15 protein-coding genes are annotated in these 19,116 nt (G+C 38.8%); all 15 read right to left on the reverse strand.

From position 1 onward, the window contains the following. Positions 1–19: 19 nt before the first annotated feature. Positions 20–703: a ribose-5-phosphate isomerase RpiA gene (rpiA, locus tag D8M05_RS06770; protein ID WP_121129957.1), complete on the reverse strand. Its 684-nt coding sequence runs from the start codon at positions 701–703 to the stop codon at positions 20–22. A 144-nt stretch (positions 704–847) separates the two neighbouring features. Then, positions 848–2,719 (reverse strand): oligopeptide ABC transporter substrate-binding protein, encoded by a 1,872-nt coding sequence (gene opp4A / locus D8M05_RS06775; protein ID WP_121129959.1) that lies wholly within the window; start codon positions 2,717–2,719, stop codon positions 848–850. A 396-nt stretch (positions 2,720–3,115) separates the two neighbouring features. Then, complete coding sequence (locus D8M05_RS06780) at positions 3,116–4,024, reverse strand: ABC transporter permease (protein ID WP_121129961.1); 909 nt, start codon at positions 4,022–4,024, stop codon at positions 3,116–3,118. 79 nt (positions 4,025–4,103) lie between these two features. Further along, positions 4,104–5,066, reverse strand: coding sequence for an oligopeptide ABC transporter permease (gene opp4B, locus D8M05_RS06785; protein ID WP_121129963.1), 963 nt, complete (start codon positions 5,064–5,066; stop codon positions 4,104–4,106). Positions 5,067–5,073: 7 nt separating this feature from the next. Further along, on the reverse strand, positions 5,074–6,006 hold the full coding sequence (locus D8M05_RS06790; protein ID WP_121129966.1) for an ABC transporter ATP-binding protein: 933 nt from the start codon (positions 6,004–6,006) through the stop codon (positions 5,074–5,076). Further along, the gene (locus tag D8M05_RS06795; RefSeq protein ID WP_121129968.1) at positions 5,987–7,003 is read right to left on the reverse strand and encodes an ABC transporter ATP-binding protein; all 1,017 of its coding nucleotides are present in this window, start codon (positions 7,001–7,003) and stop codon (positions 5,987–5,989) included. Before D8M05_RS06795 ends, D8M05_RS06790 begins: the two co-directional genes overlap by 20 nt. Before the next feature lie 738 nt (positions 7,004–7,741). Continuing rightward, complete coding sequence (locus D8M05_RS06800; protein WP_121129970.1) at positions 7,742–8,206, reverse strand: hypothetical protein; 465 nt, start codon at positions 8,204–8,206, stop codon at positions 7,742–7,744. Positions 8,207–8,928: 722 nt separating this feature from the next. Continuing rightward, a complete protein-coding gene (ilvA, locus tag D8M05_RS06805; protein WP_121129972.1) occupies positions 8,929–9,945 on the reverse strand; it encodes a threonine ammonia-lyase in 1,017 nt (338 codons plus the stop codon). A gap of 16 nt (positions 9,946–9,961) precedes the next feature. Continuing rightward, positions 9,962–10,549, reverse strand: coding sequence for a 3-isopropylmalate dehydratase small subunit (gene leuD / locus D8M05_RS06810; RefSeq protein ID WP_121129974.1), 588 nt, complete (start codon positions 10,547–10,549; stop codon positions 9,962–9,964). 14 nt (positions 10,550–10,563) lie between these two features. Beyond that, positions 10,564–11,973: a 3-isopropylmalate dehydratase large subunit gene (gene leuC, locus D8M05_RS06815; RefSeq protein ID WP_121129976.1), complete on the reverse strand. Its 1,410-nt coding sequence runs from the start codon at positions 11,971–11,973 to the stop codon at positions 10,564–10,566. A 14-nt stretch (positions 11,974–11,987) separates the two neighbouring features. Further along, entirely contained in the window at positions 11,988–13,094 is a 1,107-nt protein-coding gene (leuB, locus tag D8M05_RS06820; protein WP_121129978.1) for a 3-isopropylmalate dehydrogenase, read from the reverse strand. 354 nt (positions 13,095–13,448) lie between these two features. Then, complete coding sequence (locus tag D8M05_RS06825; RefSeq protein WP_121129980.1) at positions 13,449–14,993, reverse strand: 2-isopropylmalate synthase; 1,545 nt, start codon at positions 14,991–14,993, stop codon at positions 13,449–13,451. Beyond that, positions 14,980–16,014, reverse strand: a complete 1,035-nt coding sequence (ilvC, locus tag D8M05_RS06830) for a ketol-acid reductoisomerase (RefSeq protein WP_121129982.1) — start codon at positions 16,012–16,014, stop codon at positions 14,980–14,982. The genes D8M05_RS06825 and ilvC overlap by 14 nt, the downstream gene beginning before the upstream one ends. 228 nt (positions 16,015–16,242) lie before the next feature. Next, positions 16,243–16,761 (reverse strand): acetolactate synthase small subunit, encoded by a 519-nt coding sequence (gene ilvN, locus D8M05_RS06835; RefSeq protein ID WP_121129984.1) that lies wholly within the window; start codon positions 16,759–16,761, stop codon positions 16,243–16,245. Continuing rightward, the gene (gene ilvB / locus D8M05_RS06840; protein ID WP_121130110.1) at positions 16,758–18,479 is read right to left on the reverse strand and encodes a biosynthetic-type acetolactate synthase large subunit; all 1,722 of its coding nucleotides are present in this window, start codon (positions 18,477–18,479) and stop codon (positions 16,758–16,760) included. The genes ilvN and ilvB overlap by 4 nt, the downstream gene beginning before the upstream one ends. Positions 18,480–19,116: the final 637 nt, after the last annotated feature.

A 19,116-nucleotide genomic window follows, 5' to 3' on the forward strand; every position in this document is an offset into this window, starting at 1 on the left:
AAGCTCTCTTATTTTATTATTATTTTCTTTCTAGTAAACTAACCTTATCCTTACTGCCGACAATGACTTTATCAGTCATATTTGTAAACAATCCAGTTTCTACCACACCGACTATTTGAATTAATTCCTGATCAAGCATTTCTGGGTTCTCTATTTTTCCAAATTGGCAATCTAGAATATAATTGCCATTATCCGTTACATATACTTCGTTATCTTTCGAGCGGACAGTTAGCTCACAACCTAACTCCTTTATTTTAGCTGCAGTCATTTCCCAGCCAAACGGTAAAACTTCTACCGGTAAAGGAAAGTCTCCTAATTTCTCTACGACTTTTGATTCATCTACAATAATAATAAGCTCTTTAGCAGCTTTAGCAATGACTTTTTCCCTAAATAGTGCACCACCGCCACCTTTAACTAAATTAAGGTTACCATCGACTTCATCTGCCCCATCAATTGTAACATCAAGCCCTTCTACTTTTGAAAAATCTGTTAATGGAACGCCAAATTCCTTGGCCCACTCAGCCGTTTGATTAGAGGATGGGATCCCTTCAATATGTAAGCCTTCTTTTACACGTTCACCTAGCATTTTTATCATCCAGTAAACGGTTGACCCTGAACCCAACCCTATTTTCATGCCATCTTTTATGTAATGTGCTGCCTCTTGACCGACTAACTTCTTTAATTGATCTTGTTCCGTTAACATCTATCTTTCCTCCCATATCCATTTCTTTCATTATAGCCCTTTTAATAGGTGCCTGTCACCCGTCGAAAGTTGTCGAATTTTAGAATTTTATTAAAATCTAAAAAGAAGACCCACTATAAATAGTGAGTCTCCTAATTTCAAATATTATTCAGCAACAATTGCTTCTTCAGATGTTACACCAACTTCATGTAAATCATCCCAAGACCATTGAATAGAATAATCTGTTACACGTTCGTTAACTGGGACAAGTACAGAACGATATAATGTAGGGAATACAGGAATATCTTGAACCATTAATTCTTGCCATTCTTTGTAGATATCTTTACGATATTCTACATCCATCGAAGCTGCAGATGCACCTTCTGTTAATAGACGATCATTTTCTTCAGAAGTATAACGAGAATAGTTATATGCTGCAGTACGTCCGTATAATCCTCTTTGGTCCACGTCAGAACCAGTACCCCATGCACCTTGGTAAATATCTACTGAAGGATCATCATTTTCTACAAGATCATAGAAACTATTCATTTCATGTAAACGACCATCTAAAAGCTGTACTTTTAGTCCAACTTGCTCCCATGCTTGAATATAGTATTGAGCAAGTGGTTCTGCAGTGTCTCCACCAGACATCGATGCAAAGTTCATTACTAACTCTTCACCTTCTGGATTTTCACGAATACCATCGCCGTTAACATCAACATATCCAGCTTCATCCAAGATTTTCTTGGCCATTTCTGGATCGTAACTTGGCGCTTCAACTGAAGGATCATGATAATCAGGGAATGATGGAACAATTAACGTTGTACCAGCCCAACGAAGTCCATCATAGAACTGTTGACCAACAGAATCATTATCTACAGCATGCCACATTGCACGACGTAGGTTTACATCAGCCATTTTTGCATCTGGATCCGTTATGTTTTCACCAGCTTCTTTATCAAAGGTACCTAATTTAAAACCAATATACGTATAAGCTAAGTCCGTTTGTCCTAAGAACTCAACATTGTTAAGTTGATCTACTGTATCTACATACTGGTCAGTTGGGAAGGTATCCACTACGTCAACTTCGCCAGTTTCTAAAGCTTGAACTACTGTTGTAGGTGCTACAACTTTTAAGGTTACACCATCAAGCTTTGGAGCACCTTGCCAGTAATCTTCGTTTGCAGTATAGCTTACAGATTCACCAGGAACAATTGATTCAACTTTGAATGGACCAAAACCAATTGGGTTTACACGTACTTCATCAGATTCTACCATTTCTGCAACTGGAATATCACCAAAAATATGTTTTGCTAAAGGATAAGCCCAAATACCACTCGCAAGTAGCGATGGATTTGGTTCTGCATATGTGATGTTAATTTGTTTATCACTTACAATTTCAATACCTGAAATTGAATCAGCTTCTCCAGCCATATATTCTTCTGCACCTACAACACCATCAAGGGCATATCGACGCATACCTTCATATGCTGGGTCACCAATTACTAAATAAGAGAACTCTAAATCTTCCGCTTTTACTGGCTCCCCATCATGCCAGTTAACGTTATCACGGATTGTGATTTCGAAAGTTACGGAACCATCCTCATTTTCTACCATTTCCCAAGTAGCAGCACCATCTTGCGTAAAGTTAAAGTTATTATCAATAGCTAAAAGAGATTCATCGAAAAATTGCAATATCTCAGCATCAGGGGCACCTTCATAAAATGTCCAATTCAAGATCCCTTCAAATACTGTATCAGTTACTAAACCGAAATTTAATGTACCACCATCGATTGCTTCACCAGCATTCGTTTTGTCTACACCAAAATCATCGATCGAAACTAAACCATCATCGGCAGCTTCTTCCTCAGCAGGTTCTTCCTCTTCCGCTGGTTCTTCTTCATTACCTTCTTCCTCTGTTGTGTCTGGTTCTTCAGATTCATTACCATCTGCTTCTTCATCACCACCACTACATGCTGCTAATACTAGCACCATTGCAAGCATTAGGGCTAAAAGCCACTTACTTGTCTTATTCATCCTTGTAACCTCCCTTTTTTTATACTTCTTTGTTTTATGTCAGTAAATACTGACTTTTATACAAACATCGATCGTAGGAAATGACCAATGTTAGTAACTGAATGATGGGTCATACCACAAGTTATGTAGCACTCACCTCCTTAAATATAGTCGCGTCTAACTCCAGCGCTAAATCTGTAGAGAGACATCCCTAACCTCATGACAATCTAAAGCAGGCATCGACTCAAATTTTAAGGAAGGCCGATTAACAGCAGGCTTAAGCCAACGTCGGCATCCCCCATAATGGCATATGTTTCCTTTAATCTCCTACAAAGGAATGTTCGATTAAATTTGAACCACCAATAAACGATGTAGGCGCAGTCCGTCCGTCGCTAATAGGCACTTGCGCTTTTGACATTAACCTCGTCTTTGTCTTGAATCAGTGGCACGTCTTAAAGCTTCACCAACATTACGTACGGCTAACATAAGAACTAAAATGAGTACTGCAGCTGGCACCCAAATCCACCATCTAAATTCAAGTGTTTGTGGATTCGTTGCATAGCTTAGTAGTGTTCCAAGACTTGGTGTACTTTCAGGGAAACCAAATCCTAAGAATGAAAGTCCTGATTCAATACCAATATTTGCTGCTAAATTCAATGTCATCGTAACGATAATTAAAGAACTAATATTTGGCATTACTTCTCTAAATATAATCTTCGTATTAGATGTTCCAAGCGTTTTCGATGCCTGTACATAATCTAATTCTTTTTCCTGCAATGCTTTAGACCTTATAAGTCTTGCTATTCCCATCCAACTAAAGACGGCCATAATGAGGGAGAACGCCAAGATGGTGTAATCTGGTACGATAGATACAAACACAATGACAAGCATTGTGAAAGGAAGTATTTGAAAGAAATCCAGTACTCGCATCATCGTGTTATCGGTATGTCCACCAAAGTAACCAGCAACTAGCCCAAAGGCAATTCCAATAATTCCACTAATCAATGTAACTGCGATTCCAATTGTAAGTGAATTTCTGGTACCAATGATTAATTGACCAAACACATCACGTCCACCATAGTCTGTTCCTAAAATAAAATCTTCAGATGGCGCTTCGTGTATAGCAAATAAATCAACCGTAACAATTTCATCTTGATCCAAGATAATTGAAACACCATATACAAAAACGACAATTAACGTTAGTAAAATTAATGAAAATAAGGCTAACTTATCTCTGACAAGTTCCCTCCAAAGAATTCTTAATCCTGATGGACTCTTTGAAGGATCCTGTGTTTGCTCTACTATATTCACATTATTTGCTTCCATTTTTAATCACCTCAGAGTCTATCTTATTGTCAAGTGCAAACCTTCTTTGTGACAAAATAACAGGTAACCTATGCTTCTCTTATTTAATACGAATACGTGGGTCAACAATGCTCAGAATAATATCAGATAATAGTGCACCTAATATTGCCGCTACACCAAATATTAAGACAACTGCATTTACAACACTGTAATCACGTAAGAGAATGGATTCTAGGAAAAGTAGTCCCATTCCCGGATAACCAAAGATTTTTTCAACGAAGATCGTACCTGAAATTAGAAAAGATATCTCATATCCAAAGAAAGCTGCGATTGGTAGTAAGGAATTTCTAAATATATGTTTGTTATAAACTCTTGATTCTGAAGCACCTTTTGCTCTAGCAGTGATGACAAATTCTTTTTGTTTTGTATCAACAATTTCACTACGCAAATATTGAACCGTTGAAACGGTTTGTATAAGTGCCATCGACAAAGCAGGTAGTAATAAGTGATTAAACTTACTTATCACATATTCCATTGACCCTGGTTCAAGTCCTGGAGTTACACTTCCACTTGTCGGAAACCAGCCTAATTGATAACCGAACACCCAAAGCATTACGAGCGCAAAGATAAATAGTGGTGTTGCAAACCCCAAATAAGTATATCCTGTGATCGATGAATCAAGTAATGTGTCATTATAACGCCCACTTATAATTCCAAGTGGAATCGCCATAAGATATGTAAACAATAATGTCATTAATGAAAGCCAAAATGAATTCATGAGTCGTTGTTCTAATAGTTCCGTTACAGGCATCTTAAAGCGGAAGGATTGCCCAAAATCACCTTGTACAATTCCACCTACCCAATCCGCATACTTCTCGTGCCAAGGGGCGTTTAACCCTAATCTCTCCCTAAGCTCTTCCTTTTCTTCAAGCGATACATTGGGATCAATCACACCAGTTAATGCATCACCTGGCATTGCCTGGGCCATTAAAAAGATCAATACACTAAGTAAAATGATTTGAGGAAACGTGATTAATAGTCTCCTAACGATAAACTTCCACATTTATTCATCACCCTCTCTCTGGTAAAGCCACTAGATGCGTATCGGATATAGGTTGTAAGCCGTATGCCAATCCTTTATCATCAAAGTAATCATCGTATGACTCATCATATTCCTTCTGTACATCCCTGCGAAATCTGAACTGTTTTTCACGATTTCTCGGATTAATATCTGGTATTGCTGATACAAGACGTTTTGTATAAATATGCTGCGGGTTGTTGAATATATCGTGTTTCGTCCCCTGTTCCACATATCTCCCTTTATACATAATTGCAATATCGTCACACATATGCTTAACAATACCAAGGTCATGACTGATAAATAAATACGTTAGACCAAGTTCTTTTTGGATATCCTGCATAAAGTTTAAAACTTGTGCTTGTACGGAAACATCCAATGCAGATACTGGTTCATCCGCAATGATTAATTTTGGCTTTAAAGCAATTGCTCTTGCGATTCCAATACGCTGCCTTTGACCACCAGAGAATTCATGTGGATACTTTAAAATACTTTCTGGACTTAAACCAACCAATTGCAATAATTCCTGAACCTGCTTCTTTTCTTCTAGTTTCGATAAGCTTTCATAGTTTCGTAGCGGTTCGGCAATAATATCAAAGACTCGCTTCCTAGGATTTAAGGAAGAATATGGGTCTTGGAAAATCATTTGCATATCTCTTCTTATATCCTTTGTTTTACTTTTCTTATCCGTTATATCCACACCATCAAATAATATTTTACCTGCTGTTATATTTTCTAGTCCGATAATCCCTCTACCTGTTGTTGTTTTTCCTGAACCTGATTCCCCAACAAGTCCATATGTTTTCCCTTCTTCAATGGAAAAGGACACACTATCGACCGCTTTGATATGATCGACTGTTCGGTTAAATATCCCTGCTTTAATCGGAAAATATACCTTTAAATCTTCAACTTCTAGAATTGCCATGTAATTCGGCCTCCTTTGTTTTATCTGGGAAGTAGAAATGTTTATGGCATGTACAGCGAACAAAGTGCCCTGGTGTTACCTCATGCAGTACTGGATTTACTTCATGATGTGTGGCATCTATCCACGGAATTCTTTCAGAAAAACGACAGCCTTCTCTTGGTAAATTTTGTAGTGCTGGTACAATCCCTTGAATGACATGGAGCTTGTCCTGTCCATCTGCAGGTACTGAATTCAATAGTGACCTTGTATACGGGTGTTTCGGATTTTCAAAAAGGGTGTGTACATCTGCGACTTCTACAATTTGTCCTGCATACATAACCGCTATCCGATCAGCCATTTCTGCAACAACGCCTAAGTCATGGGTAATAAGTATGACACCCGAATGCATATCGTTTTTCAACTTTCGGATGAGATCTAAAATCTGTGCTTGAATCGTAACATCAAGTGCGGTTGTAGGTTCATCTGCTATTAGCAGTTCTGGTTGGTTTGCAATTGCAATCGCAATAACAACACGCTGCCTCATCCCACCAGATAATTCATGTGGAAATTGTTCATATACATATTCTGGCCTTGGTATCCCTACCATATTTAAAAGTTCAATAACACGTTCTTTTCTTGCTTTTTGCGACATGTTTTGATTATGTAAAATTAACGTTTCCGCTATTTGATCGCCGATTTCCATAAGTGGATTTAATGCTGTAAGAGGATCCTGGAAAATCATTGCCAATTCATCTCCACGCAGCCTATTCAATTCTTGTGGGGTAATATTTGCAATATCTTTTCCGTTAAATAAGATATTTCCTTCAATTTTTGCACGTGTATGTAAGCCCATTACAGAAAATGCAAGTGCACTTTTTCCTGATCCAGATTCACCTACAATTCCAAGTACTTCATTTTTATTAACAGTTAATGTTACATCATCAACAGCTGCATAATACTCGTCACCGATTTGAAATGATGTTTTGAGATTTTTAAGTTCTAGTAACTTGTTACTCAAAGTAATCCCCCTAGTAATTAATATTTTTAGACCACATGCTAAGGGTCATTTATTATACTATTAAGACTTTTCACGATAAAAAATAGGACGACATTAATCCATGAAACCATTTTTTAATTCTTCAGTATTTTTATTTCGCAAATTATTCACATTACATTAATAAAACAGAAATATATTATTTTTTGTTATAATCAGAAATTTAATTGTAAAGTAAATTTAATAATTTGCAAAATTGTTATAATGAATTATATGTTAATATTTTCAGAAAATCAATATATTTTATAGAATTTACAAAAAATGGATGTTTGTTTTTGTCGTACATTACTGAAAAAGTCCTATAAAATCAATATCTACGACTGTTTTATAACAACGATATTTTTTTCATTCCAATCTGTGAAAATTGCAGTATTTTGTTGTCTACTAAATTATCCCCATTACTCTGCTATCAAAATTAGCAGTGAAAAAACAACTCGTTTGTTTATATTTATACAAAAAAACGCCACCTTTATACATTAGGTGGCATTTTTTGATTATAAATCTATTCGTATGTTTTATTATCCCTTTCGTTCAGGTGCTGAGTGGTCGTGATCCTTCGTTAAGGGTACGAGCGCCTGATTGACAAATTGAGTGCTTGAATATGAGATTGAACGAATCAGGGGTCAAGAACTTAATTTAATGAATAGGCGACTGACATCAAATTCGGATCTTATATCTTTTCATACAATACAAAACACCTCATTAATTATAATCCCAAAGTATTTTCCATTCGCCATCAACTTCCGTCGCGTAGACAGATTGATAGATTGTCATATTCCCATATTTCCCCTTATAACGCTGGTATACGGTCATTTCATATGCAAGAGCTATTGGTTCTTTTACATCTTCTATGAACCAGTCTTTCACCTTGTCTACATCATCAATTGAAAAGGAAAAGGACGATACCCCAAAGTGATTAAAAAATACATGGGGACGGTCCTCAATATAATCACCTTTTGTAAATTTTTCTTGCATATAAGGGTGAAACATCTCCCATGACTCTGAAAACATTCCAGCTTGCTCATACTCATAAAATTTTTCCACTGCACGCTCTGCTTGGCTTTTATCAGAAAAGATTATTCGTGAGAAAATAAAGACAATGATGGAAAGTAAAATAATGATTAAGAGAAAAAAAGTGAGTTTTTTGCTGTTTCGATTTCTATACATTGCTATAACCAGCTCCTTTTTTTCAGAAGACGTTTTCACTATTTACAAGTTGAAAACGTATATTTGTCCTTCTTTCATCATCTTATGAATGGATGAGCTGATTTATTAAAGGAAAGGCTGTTTTCTATAAGATTGTTTTAATTACACTCTTTATATAGAGTGTTGATCTCTTTAATTCAGAGTTTTCCTAAATACACCGTTCCGGAAAGACACTTCGCTTTCCACGGGCGGCTGGTGAGCCTCCTCCGTGCTAACGCACTACGCAGTCTCACCTAGGCCTATCCTCCCGTAGGAGTCTTCGTGTCTTTCCTCCACTAAGCTCCTGCTCTACTTGATTTCCACAAAAAAACGATGCTTTTGGGAAGAAAAACTGCCCAGAACGTAATTTTATGTTCGATAGCTTTAATAACATCTAGAGCACTCAATATAGCGTAGGCAGAATGCGTAGACTCCTGCGGGAACAGCACGTGTCCGAAGACCCCGCAGTGAGCGTTTTTTGCTCGCGAGGAGGGCTGAGGCCGTGCCCTAAGGTCCGCGAAGCATTCCGCCGCAGCGAATAGCAGCACATAACATTAATAAGCGTGAACGAGAGCAAAACTATTCTGAATTAAACAAATCCACTATTTACATAAACTGCACACTATAAAAAGCAACAAACAATAAGAAAACATCCAAAGGAAATAACCCATTACCAAGTTACCGGCAATGGGCTATTGCTGAATCTATAAAGCCATAAATGTATTATTTTTTTCACTACCAAGCCTATTCGCCATTTCCTGGATCTTAGACATGAATCCAATGTCAAGATTTCCACCACTTATAATTACACCACAATGACGTGAACGAATGTTTTCATGATGGGCAAATAAAGCAGCCAGCGCTGCAGCTCCTGCACCCTCTACCAATGTTTTATTTCTTTCTAGCATATATACGATAGAAGATGCAATTTCTTCATCCGAAACAGTTACAATATCATCTACATAATTCCTTATGATTGGTAGCGTTAAATCACCTGGCTCTTTGACCGCAATGCCTTCAGCAATCGTTTGAACCCTGTCTAACGTCCGAAGCGATTTACTATGATAGCTATTATACATTGCTGCAGCACCACTTGCTTGTACGCCAATAATTTTTATATTGCGATTTACATGCTTCGCTGCGACCGCAACGCCACTAATTAACCCGCCGCCACCTATCGGAACAAGAATCGTATCTAATCTGTCCTCTTGCCGAAGCATTTCCATTACCATCGTCCCTTGACCAATCATCACTTCATAATCATTAAACGGATGAATATACTCAGCACCACTTATTAATTGACGCTCTAAGCTTGCTCGATAAGCCTCTTGAAAGCTTTCACCTATGAGTACGACCTCTGCCCCGTAATTCTTCGTTGCGTTTACTTTCGCATGTGGTGTGTTCACAGGCATAAAAATAGTCGCTTTTACTCCAAGCTTTTTAGAAGCCAAAGCCACACCTTGTGCATGATTACCCGCTGATGCCGTGATTACACCTTTCGCAAGTTGTTTTTTTGTTAATTGCATCAGTTTATAACTTGCTCCACGAAACTTAAATGCACCTGTTTTCTGTTGATTTTCCATCTTAAAGTAAACATGTTTCCCGACTAATCTATTCGTTGTTTCGGATGTAACAAGTGGCGTACGATGCACAATATGCGCTAACCGCTTCCATGCTTTGTGAACTAAGTCACCATTTATAGAATCCCCAAGCTTACTCACTCCTTATGATCTGGTCTTAAACTAATCTCGCATTCTCGTAATCTTCAATCTTTTTTTTCAATTGTAAAGTCAATGCAATATCATCCCAGCCATTTAATAGCTTTTCTTTATGATATGCAGGAATAGAAAATCCCACCACGGTTCCTTCCTCATCTGTGATTGTTTGATTTTCTAAGTCTACGCTTAACTTAAATGTACCATCTTCTGCCTGTTTCATCCATTCTAACATTTGCTTTTCCTCCATTTGGATAAGAAGTAAGCCATTTTTTAATGCATTATTATGGAAAATATCTGCAAAACTTGGCGCAATAATGACTTTGAATCCATAATCCAATAATGACCACGGCGCATGCTCACGAGATGATCCACAACCGAAGTTTTCACCTGCTAATAGGATCGAACTCCCATCAAACTGTTTCTTATTTAAGTCAAAATCAGCACGCTTCTTCCCTTCATTATCAAAACGCCAATTATAAAAAAGGTACGCACCAAAACCTGTTCGCTCAATTCGTTTCAGAAATTGCTTCGGAATAATTTGATCGGTGTCAACATTTGTACGATTTAATGGAAATGCAAATCCATCATGCTTTTTAAAGGCTTCCATCCCTACTTCACCTCCTAGTTTAGTACGCCAGCAGAAAATTTACGAACATCAACAAAATGCCCGTGGGTAGCAGCTGCTGCAGCCATTTCTGGACTTACAAGATGCGTTCTGGCACCATTTCCTTGTCGTCCTTCAAAATTGCGGTTCGATGTTGATGCACAACGTCCACCTGGAGGAACGATGTCATCATTCATACCTAGGCACATACTGCATCCCGATTCACGCCACTCAAATCCTGCCGCTTTAAAAATTTGGTCAATCCCCAGTTTCTCCGCTTCTAATTTCACACCGAATGAACCCGGTACAACGATTGCTTTTACGCCATCTTTGACGGTTTTCCCTTCAATAATGGATGCTGCTTTTTGAAGATCACTTAGCCTGGAATTGGTACAAGAGCCAATAAAAACATGATCAATTTCAATCGAGGTAATCGACTGATTCTCTTCTAGTCCCATGTATTCTAATGCACGTTTCACATCATCCCTATGCTCCACTTCATCAAGACTTGGCGTACTACCACTAATTGGTACACACATGCTCGGATTCGTCCCCCATGATACTTGTGGTTCCACTTCTTCCGCATTAATCACAACGGTATGGTCATATGTCGCACCTTCATCTGTTGCAAGTGCAAGCCATTCCTCTGCCTTCTTGTCAAAAGCTTCCCCTTTCGGAACATATTCCCTACCTCTTAGGAATTCAACCGTTTTTTCATCAGGACTAATTAGACCTGCTCTAGCCCCACCCTCAATGGACATATTACAAATGGTCATACGTCCTTCCATTGATAACTTATGAATGGCATCCCCAGTATATTCCATGACATAACCTGTTCCAAATCGCACACCAAACTTAGCTATAATTGCTAAAATCAAGTCTTTTGCTGTAACGCCAGGACTTAAATTCCCTTGCACATGTACATTCAATGTCTTTGGACGTTCTTGCCAAATTGTTTGTGTTGCAAGTACGTGCTCTACTTCACTTGTTCCGATTCCAAAAGCTAGCGCACCAAATGCCCCATGTGTCGAGGTATGACTATCCCCGCAAACAATTGTCTTTCCTGGTTGTGTGAGACCTAACTGTGGCCCAATAACATGAACAATTCCTTGATCTGGATGGAAAATATCTGCAAGTTTTATACCGAATTCTTGTGTATTATCACGCAATGTTTCCATTTGCCTTTTGGCAATTTGATCTTTCACTTCATCACGATTTCTCGTTGGAACATTATGGTCCATTGTTGCATATGTAAGGTCAGGGCGACGTACCTTTCTCCCTGCTAACCTCAAACCTTCAAATGCCTGTGGCGATGTTACTTCATGGACCAAATGCTGATCAATATAAAGTAAATCTGGTTTTCCTTCTTCACGGCTAACAACGTGTTTCTCCCAAATTTTTTCGATTATTGTTTTGGCTTTTCCCATTTTCGCCCCTCCAATCAACTATACATATTGCTAATGCTATCTGAGACACTTTTTGATGTTAGGTTTTCTAATACAATTTCTGTTATCTCTTTTGTTCCTACTTGTTTTCCGTCTTTTATTCTTAAATCAGCTGTATGGTAACCTTGTTCTAAGCAAGCACCTACTGCTCTTTCTATTTCTGATGCTTCCTCTTCCATCCCAAAAGAGAAACGGAGCATTAATGCTGCTGATAAAATCATTCCTAAAGGATTGCAGATTCCACGTCCTGCGATATCTGGTGCAGAGCCATGAACGGGTTCATATAGCCCAACTCCATCTGTACGAACACTTGCAGATGGCAGCATTCCGAGTGACCCTGTTAGGACGGATGCTTCATCACTTAAAATATCTCCAAATAAATTCTCGGTTACGATCACATCAAACTCGCTTGGATTCGTTATTAGTTTCATCGCACATGCATCAACTAACACGTGTTCTACCGTAACATCTGGATAATCTTTTGCTTTTTCATTAACAATTTCACGCCATAGTCTACTAGATTCAAGTACGTTTGCTTTATCAACAGATGTAAGATGCTTTCTCCGTATTCGTGCACTTTCAAACCCTTTTTCTATGATTCTTTCCATTTCAAATCGTGTATAAGAAAGAGTATCAACTACCGCATTTCCATCCTCCGTACGCTCACTTGGTGTTCCAAAATAGAGCCCACCTGTTAGTTCACGAACGATTAAGATATCACTATTATTGATAATTTCTTCTTTTAATGGTGAGGCGTGAAGCAACGGTTTAAATCCTTTTACTGGACGTAAATTAGCAAATAGGCCTAGAGACTTACGAATTCCGAGCAATCCCTTTTCAGGTCTCATTTTCGCTGGAACGGTATCCCATTTCGGCCCACCGACAGCACCTAAGAGAATTGCATCTGCGTTCCTACAAGCTTTCACCGTATCATCTGGAAGAGGTGTACCGAACCTGTCAATTGCATCTCCACCTATTGCATGCTGATGGAAAGTGAATTCATGGCCAAATTCAGTCGCAACCGAATTTAAAACAACTTTGGCTGAATCTATAATTTCTCTTCCAATACCATCCCCTGGAAGAAGGATAATTTGTTTATTCATTATCGATTTCCTCCCTTATATAGGTTGTGAGCTTTTATAACAAAGGCTCTTTTCTAAGTTTCTTGCCTTTTATTCTTCGGAGTTGATATAAACTGCGAAGTAAGTGCACGTTGATTTCCGCTCTGGGCAGCCAGTACGCTTTCCGCTACAATCAACCATAATGTTAGCAATAATAATTTCAGGAGTTGAATGGCACAAACACAGTGGAGGCAATACACGTGGACTCCTGCGGTAGGAGAGGCCTAGGTAAGACTACGTAGTGCGTTAGCACAGAGGAGGCTCACCAGCCGCCCGAAAAACGGAGTGTATTGCCGGAACGGCTGGTTAGTGCATTACATCAAATTACCTCAAATGTTATTTCACTACAGCCTTTTGTTTGATAGATTGTTGTTTAATAATGTAGCGATTTACCGCATTTAAAAAGGCATTACCCGAAGCTTCCAGGACATCTTGTGCAGTTCCTCTTCCATTCATTACTTCCCCATTAACAGAAAGCTGGACATGTGATTCGGCAAGGGCGTCTTTTCCACCACCAACAGAATTGATTTGATAATCTAATAGTTTTAATTCCTCTCTCATCAATGTTCCAATGGTGTTGTATAGGGCCTCTACACTACCTTTTCCAGTACAAGCTGTCTGCACCGTATCTCCATCTGGTGTTTTGATCGATACGGTAGCAGTAGGAATGTTCGATGTTCCGTACTGCACTTGGAATGATTCCAATAGATATTTATTCACAGCAGCTGCCTCTGTTTTAATTTCCATTACAATCGTATAAATATCGTCATCTGTTACTTCTTTTTTATGGTCTGTTAATTGTTTAAATTGCTGAAATGCAGCTTTTAATTGCTCATCTGTAAGTTCAATCCCAAATTCCTGCACCTTATCCTTAAACGCATGGCGACCAGAATGCTTTCCTAGAAATAATGTGTTTGAATTTACACCGACTAACTCTGGAGTAATAATTTCATAGGTTTCCGTATTCTTTAACACACCATCCTGATGTATCCCAGATTCATGTGCATATGCATTACGACCAATAATTGCTTTATTTGCTTGCACATACATACCAGTTAACTTGGAAACGAGGTCACTTGTGCGCTTAATTTCATTTAACTTCAGTCCCGTTTCATTCGCATAAAAATCAGATCTTATTTTTAGTGCCACGGCTACTTCTTCTAATGCAGCATTTCCAGCACGCTCGCCAATTCCATTAATTGTCCCTTCAACTTGTGTCACACCATTTTCAACAGCAGCAATTGAATTAGCAACAGCCATCCCCAAATCATCATGACAATGACAGGATAAGCTAACCCGATCAATATTCGGCACGGTTTCTCTGATAAAGTGAAACATTTTGCCGTATTCTGCTGGGGTCGTGTAACCTACCGTATCAGGTAAATTAATTACGGTTGCACCAGCATCAATTACTTTTTCAATAATTTGTGCTAGAAAATTCCAATCCGAACGTGTTGCATCTTCTGCAGACCATTCAATTTGTGGAAATTTACTTCTAGCATAGGAAACCATGTTTACCGATTGTTCGATCACTTGATCAGGGGTCATTTTCAATTTATATGTCATGTGGATTGGTGACGTTGCTAGAAATAAGTGTAATCTTGGCTCTGCTGCGCCTTTTAATGCATCCCACGCCGCATCAACATCTGATTTCGTTGTTCTTGCAAGCCCTGTAACTGACGTATCCTTAATCGTGTCTGCGATTAATTTAACCGCCCCAAAATCTCCTTTTGAGGAAGCAGGGAACCCTGCTTCCATAATATCCACACCTAAGCGCTCAAGCTGCTTAGCAATTTCCAATTTTTCTAGTTTATTAAGATTTACACCAGGTGATTGTTCCCCGTCCCTAAGTGTTGTATCGAAAATCTTAATTCGTGACATGGACTTTCCCTTCCTTTTCCTTTTTATTAATTGGGTCGTTAACAAATGGCATTAATGCACGTAATTCCTGGCCTACTTTCGTAATTGGATGTGCTGTTTCCTTCGCATTAATTGCATTAAACTGCGGGCGGTTTGCTTGGTTTTCTAAAATCCATCCTTTAGCAAATTTCCCAGTTTGGATATCATCTAATACTTCCTTCATCCGTTCTTTTGTTTCGCCATTGATTACACGTGGACCAGAGACGAAATCTCCCCATTGTGCTGTATCTGAGATGGAATAGCGCATGTTTTCCATACCACCTTCATACATCAAATCAACAATCAATTTCATCTCATGTAAACATTCAAAGTATGCTACTTCTGGTTGATAACCCGCTTCCGTTAACGTTTCAAAACCTGCTTTAACTAAACTTGTAAGTCCGCCACATAATACTGCTTGCTCCCCGAATAAATCGGTTTCTGTTTCTTCTTGGAAAGTTGTTTCAAGTACACCTGCTCTTGCTGCACCAATTCCATCCGCATATGCAAGTGCTAACTCTTTCGTCGTTCCTGTAACATCTTGATATACACCGTATAATGCTGGTACGCCTGCTCCTTCTTCATACGTTCTTCTTACCAAATGCCCTGGTCCTTTCGGTGCGACTAAAAATACATCTACATTTTCTGGAGGCACTACTTGTGTAAAGTGAATGTTAAACCCATGAGCGAATGCAAGCGCACTTCCTGCTTTCAAATTCGGTTTGATACTGTCCTCGTATACTTTCGGTTGTGATTCATCTGGTAAAAGAACCATAACAACATCTGCGCCACTAACGGCTTCTGCTACTGTGTATGGTGCAAAACCATCTTCTTGCGCCTTTTGCTGTGATTTTCCAGGTCTTAGTCCGACTACAACATCATACCCACTATCTCTTAAGTTTTTCGCATGTGCATGCCCTTGTGAACCATAGCCGATAATTGCGATCTTCTTATTTTGTAAAACCTCTTTTTGAATATCGTTTTCATATAGTACTTTTGCCATTATAATCTTCCTTTCTACTTTTTATATTTATTGGTTAATTGTTTGTTGTTATTGATATAAACTACGACATAATTTAAGATAATGAATCTTCCCACCGTTCCGGCAATACACTTCGCTTTCTGTGGCGGCTGCTGCGCGTACTGCCCGCAGCGGAAATCAACATGCACTCGCGTCGGATTTCATATCTATTTGACAAAAACAACAATCTTATAGAAAACAGTCAATTGTTTAAATAATTACTGTATTAAATTCGTGCAACGACTGTGGTTGCTGTCCACGTAAAAATGCTGTGACACCAGTTCGAGTTAATTCCTTAATGCCAAATGGTCGTAGCAATGAAATGAGTGCATCAACCTTGTCGGGCTTTCCTGTTACTTGGATGATTAAGCTATCTTTACTTACATCAATAACAGAAGCCCTAAACGGTTGGATAACTCCTTGAATTTCCGTGCGATTCTGACCGGTACTCCCTACCTTGATTAATGCTAATTCCCTTGCTACCATTGCTTTATCGGTGACATCTGAAACTTTTAACACATCAATTTGTTTATTTAATTGCTTCGTTAATTGCTCAAGCTTCTGATTATCACTAATTTCAACGACAAATGTCATTTTGGAAATTCCTTCTGTTTCGGATGCTCCAACGGAAATACTTTCAATATTAAATTGGCGTTTTGATAACATTCCCGTAATGCGATTGAGTACACCACTACGATTTTGTACGGTTGCAGTTATGATTCGTTTCATTTCGTCACCCCAATCATCTCGTGGTTTCCTTTACCTGGTGCAACCATTGGGTATACACACTCTTTCTTGACTACTCGGCAATCGACAACAACTGGACCATTATAGGAAAATACATCCTCAAGTATTGCAGGAACATCTTCCTCCCGATCAACACGTATCCCCCTGATATCATAGCTTTCAGCAAGTTTTACGAAGTCGGGATTTACCTGTAAAAGTGACTCAGAGTAACGCTCTTCATAAAATTTCTCTTGCCATTGCCGAACCATACCAAGTGCCTCGTTGTTCACAATAATCACTTTTACTGGTAAGTTCTGTGTCTTCAGTACGGATAACTCTTGCAATGTCATTTGAAATCCGCCATCACCAACAATCGAAACAACAAGTTCTTCTGGCTTTCCAATTTGTGCCCCGATTGCTGCCGGGAATCCAAATCCCATCGTACCTAGACCTCCTGATGTCACCCATTTATTTGGTTGGTCAAACTTATAAAATTGTGCTGCCCACATTTGATGCTGTCCAACGTCTGTCGTAACGATTGCTTCACCTTTTGTTATCTTACATACCTGTTCGATTAACCACTGTGGTGAAATAAGGTCACTTGAGCGTTCATACCAAAGTGGATAGTTCACTTTATTTTTACTTACCCTTTCTAACCAGGGTTCATGACTCTCCATTTCCATGTCGTCAACTAATAATGCGAGTAAGGATGCTTTTGCATCGGCAACAACAGGAATTTTAGTTGTTATGTTTTTCCCAATCTCTGCAGGGTCTATGTCAATATGCGCGACCTTTGCATTTGGCGCAAAATGTTTGATAGCACCTGTGAGTCGATCATCAAATCTTGCTCCAATGTTGATTAGTAAATCTGATTCGTAAATTGCCATATTTGCAGCATACGTACCATGCATACCTGCCATTCCCAATGATTGGTGATGATTCCCCGGAAAACTTCCAAGTCCAAGCAATGTAGTCGTTACAGGCAACTGGTACTTTTCAGCAAATTGTTTTAGTTCCTCAGACGCATCTGCAAATAATACACCAGCTCCAGCAAGTAGTAGTGGTCGTTTTGCACGACTCAAGGCATCTTTCAATTTTTTAATTTGTAATGGGTTCGGTTTCACGGTTGGCTGGTATCCAGGTAATTGGAAATCCGAATCAAATTCCGTCGTTGCAATGGATTGTGCAATATTTTTCGGGATATCTACAACCACTGGCCCTGGACGCCCTGTGGAAGCAATATGAAATGCTTCCTTAACAATTCTTGGTAAGTCCGCTAGATTGGTCACCTGATAATTGTATTTCGTAATTGGAGTAGTAATCCCAATGACGTCAGCCTCTTGAAATGCATCTGTACCAATAACGTTCGTTCCAACCTGACCTGTAAAAACAACGATTGGTAATGAATCCATCATTGCATCCGTAATACCTGTAATGACATTCGTTGCACCTGGTCCTGATGTTGCGAGAACGACACCAGGCTTCCCTGTCACTCTTGCATACCCTTCAGCTGCATGAATCAACCCTTGCTCATGGCGACAGAGGATATGTTTAAAAGATGCTTCACTACGGTACAGTGCATCATAAATTGGCAATACTGCACCACCTGGATATCCAAATACGGTGTCAACATTTGCTTCCACGAGTGCATTTATGAAAATATCTGCACCTGTGATGGTTTTTCTGTCTACCTGTTCTTTCGGCTTTGCCTCAACTTTCACCACTACTTACCTCCCTTAAATTTTCTAATGTTAAAGTTGGTTATAGAAAAAGGCCCTATTTCTCCCTACATCTCTGCATATTTGCAGAAAATATTGGGGAGAAAAGAGCCTTCTTTTCACGGTACCACCCAGTTTTGTAGCATTCTCACGAACACCACCTCACTAACTGAAGAATCAGTCTATTTTTGGTAACAGGTAATGTGATTTACCTGGCCAAGCCTACTAGTAACCGTTCAGCTTGACACTCAGGGAAGAGTTTAGAGCAATTGTGTATTTCTAGGCTCCCAGCAACCCTAGATCTCTGTGAATACACGTTCTATGCTCCAATGTCCCGTCATCGATTTAATTGAAATACTATTTCTAAGCTTTAGCAATAAAAACAATCATTTAATATTTCTGATATTGCCGATAATATTAAACGTATTTTCACCTAAGGTCAATAGGTATTTTTAAATTTTTTTGAGACAAAAAAATATGCAATATATTGAACGCGTTTACAACCCTTTATCTATCGCAATCTTACTACATATTACTTTTTTGTAAAAATTTTAAAAGAATAAGAATAGCAAAGTTTTTTTTGCCTTTTGCTATTCTTATTTGGCAGGTAGGCAAGTATGAAACTTTCCTACCTGATTCG

Origin of the sequence: Oceanobacillus bengalensis (assembly GCF_003628445.1) — a bacterium.
GTDB classification, from domain to species: Bacteria; Bacillota; Bacilli; order Bacillales; family Amphibacillaceae; genus Oceanobacillus; species Oceanobacillus bengalensis.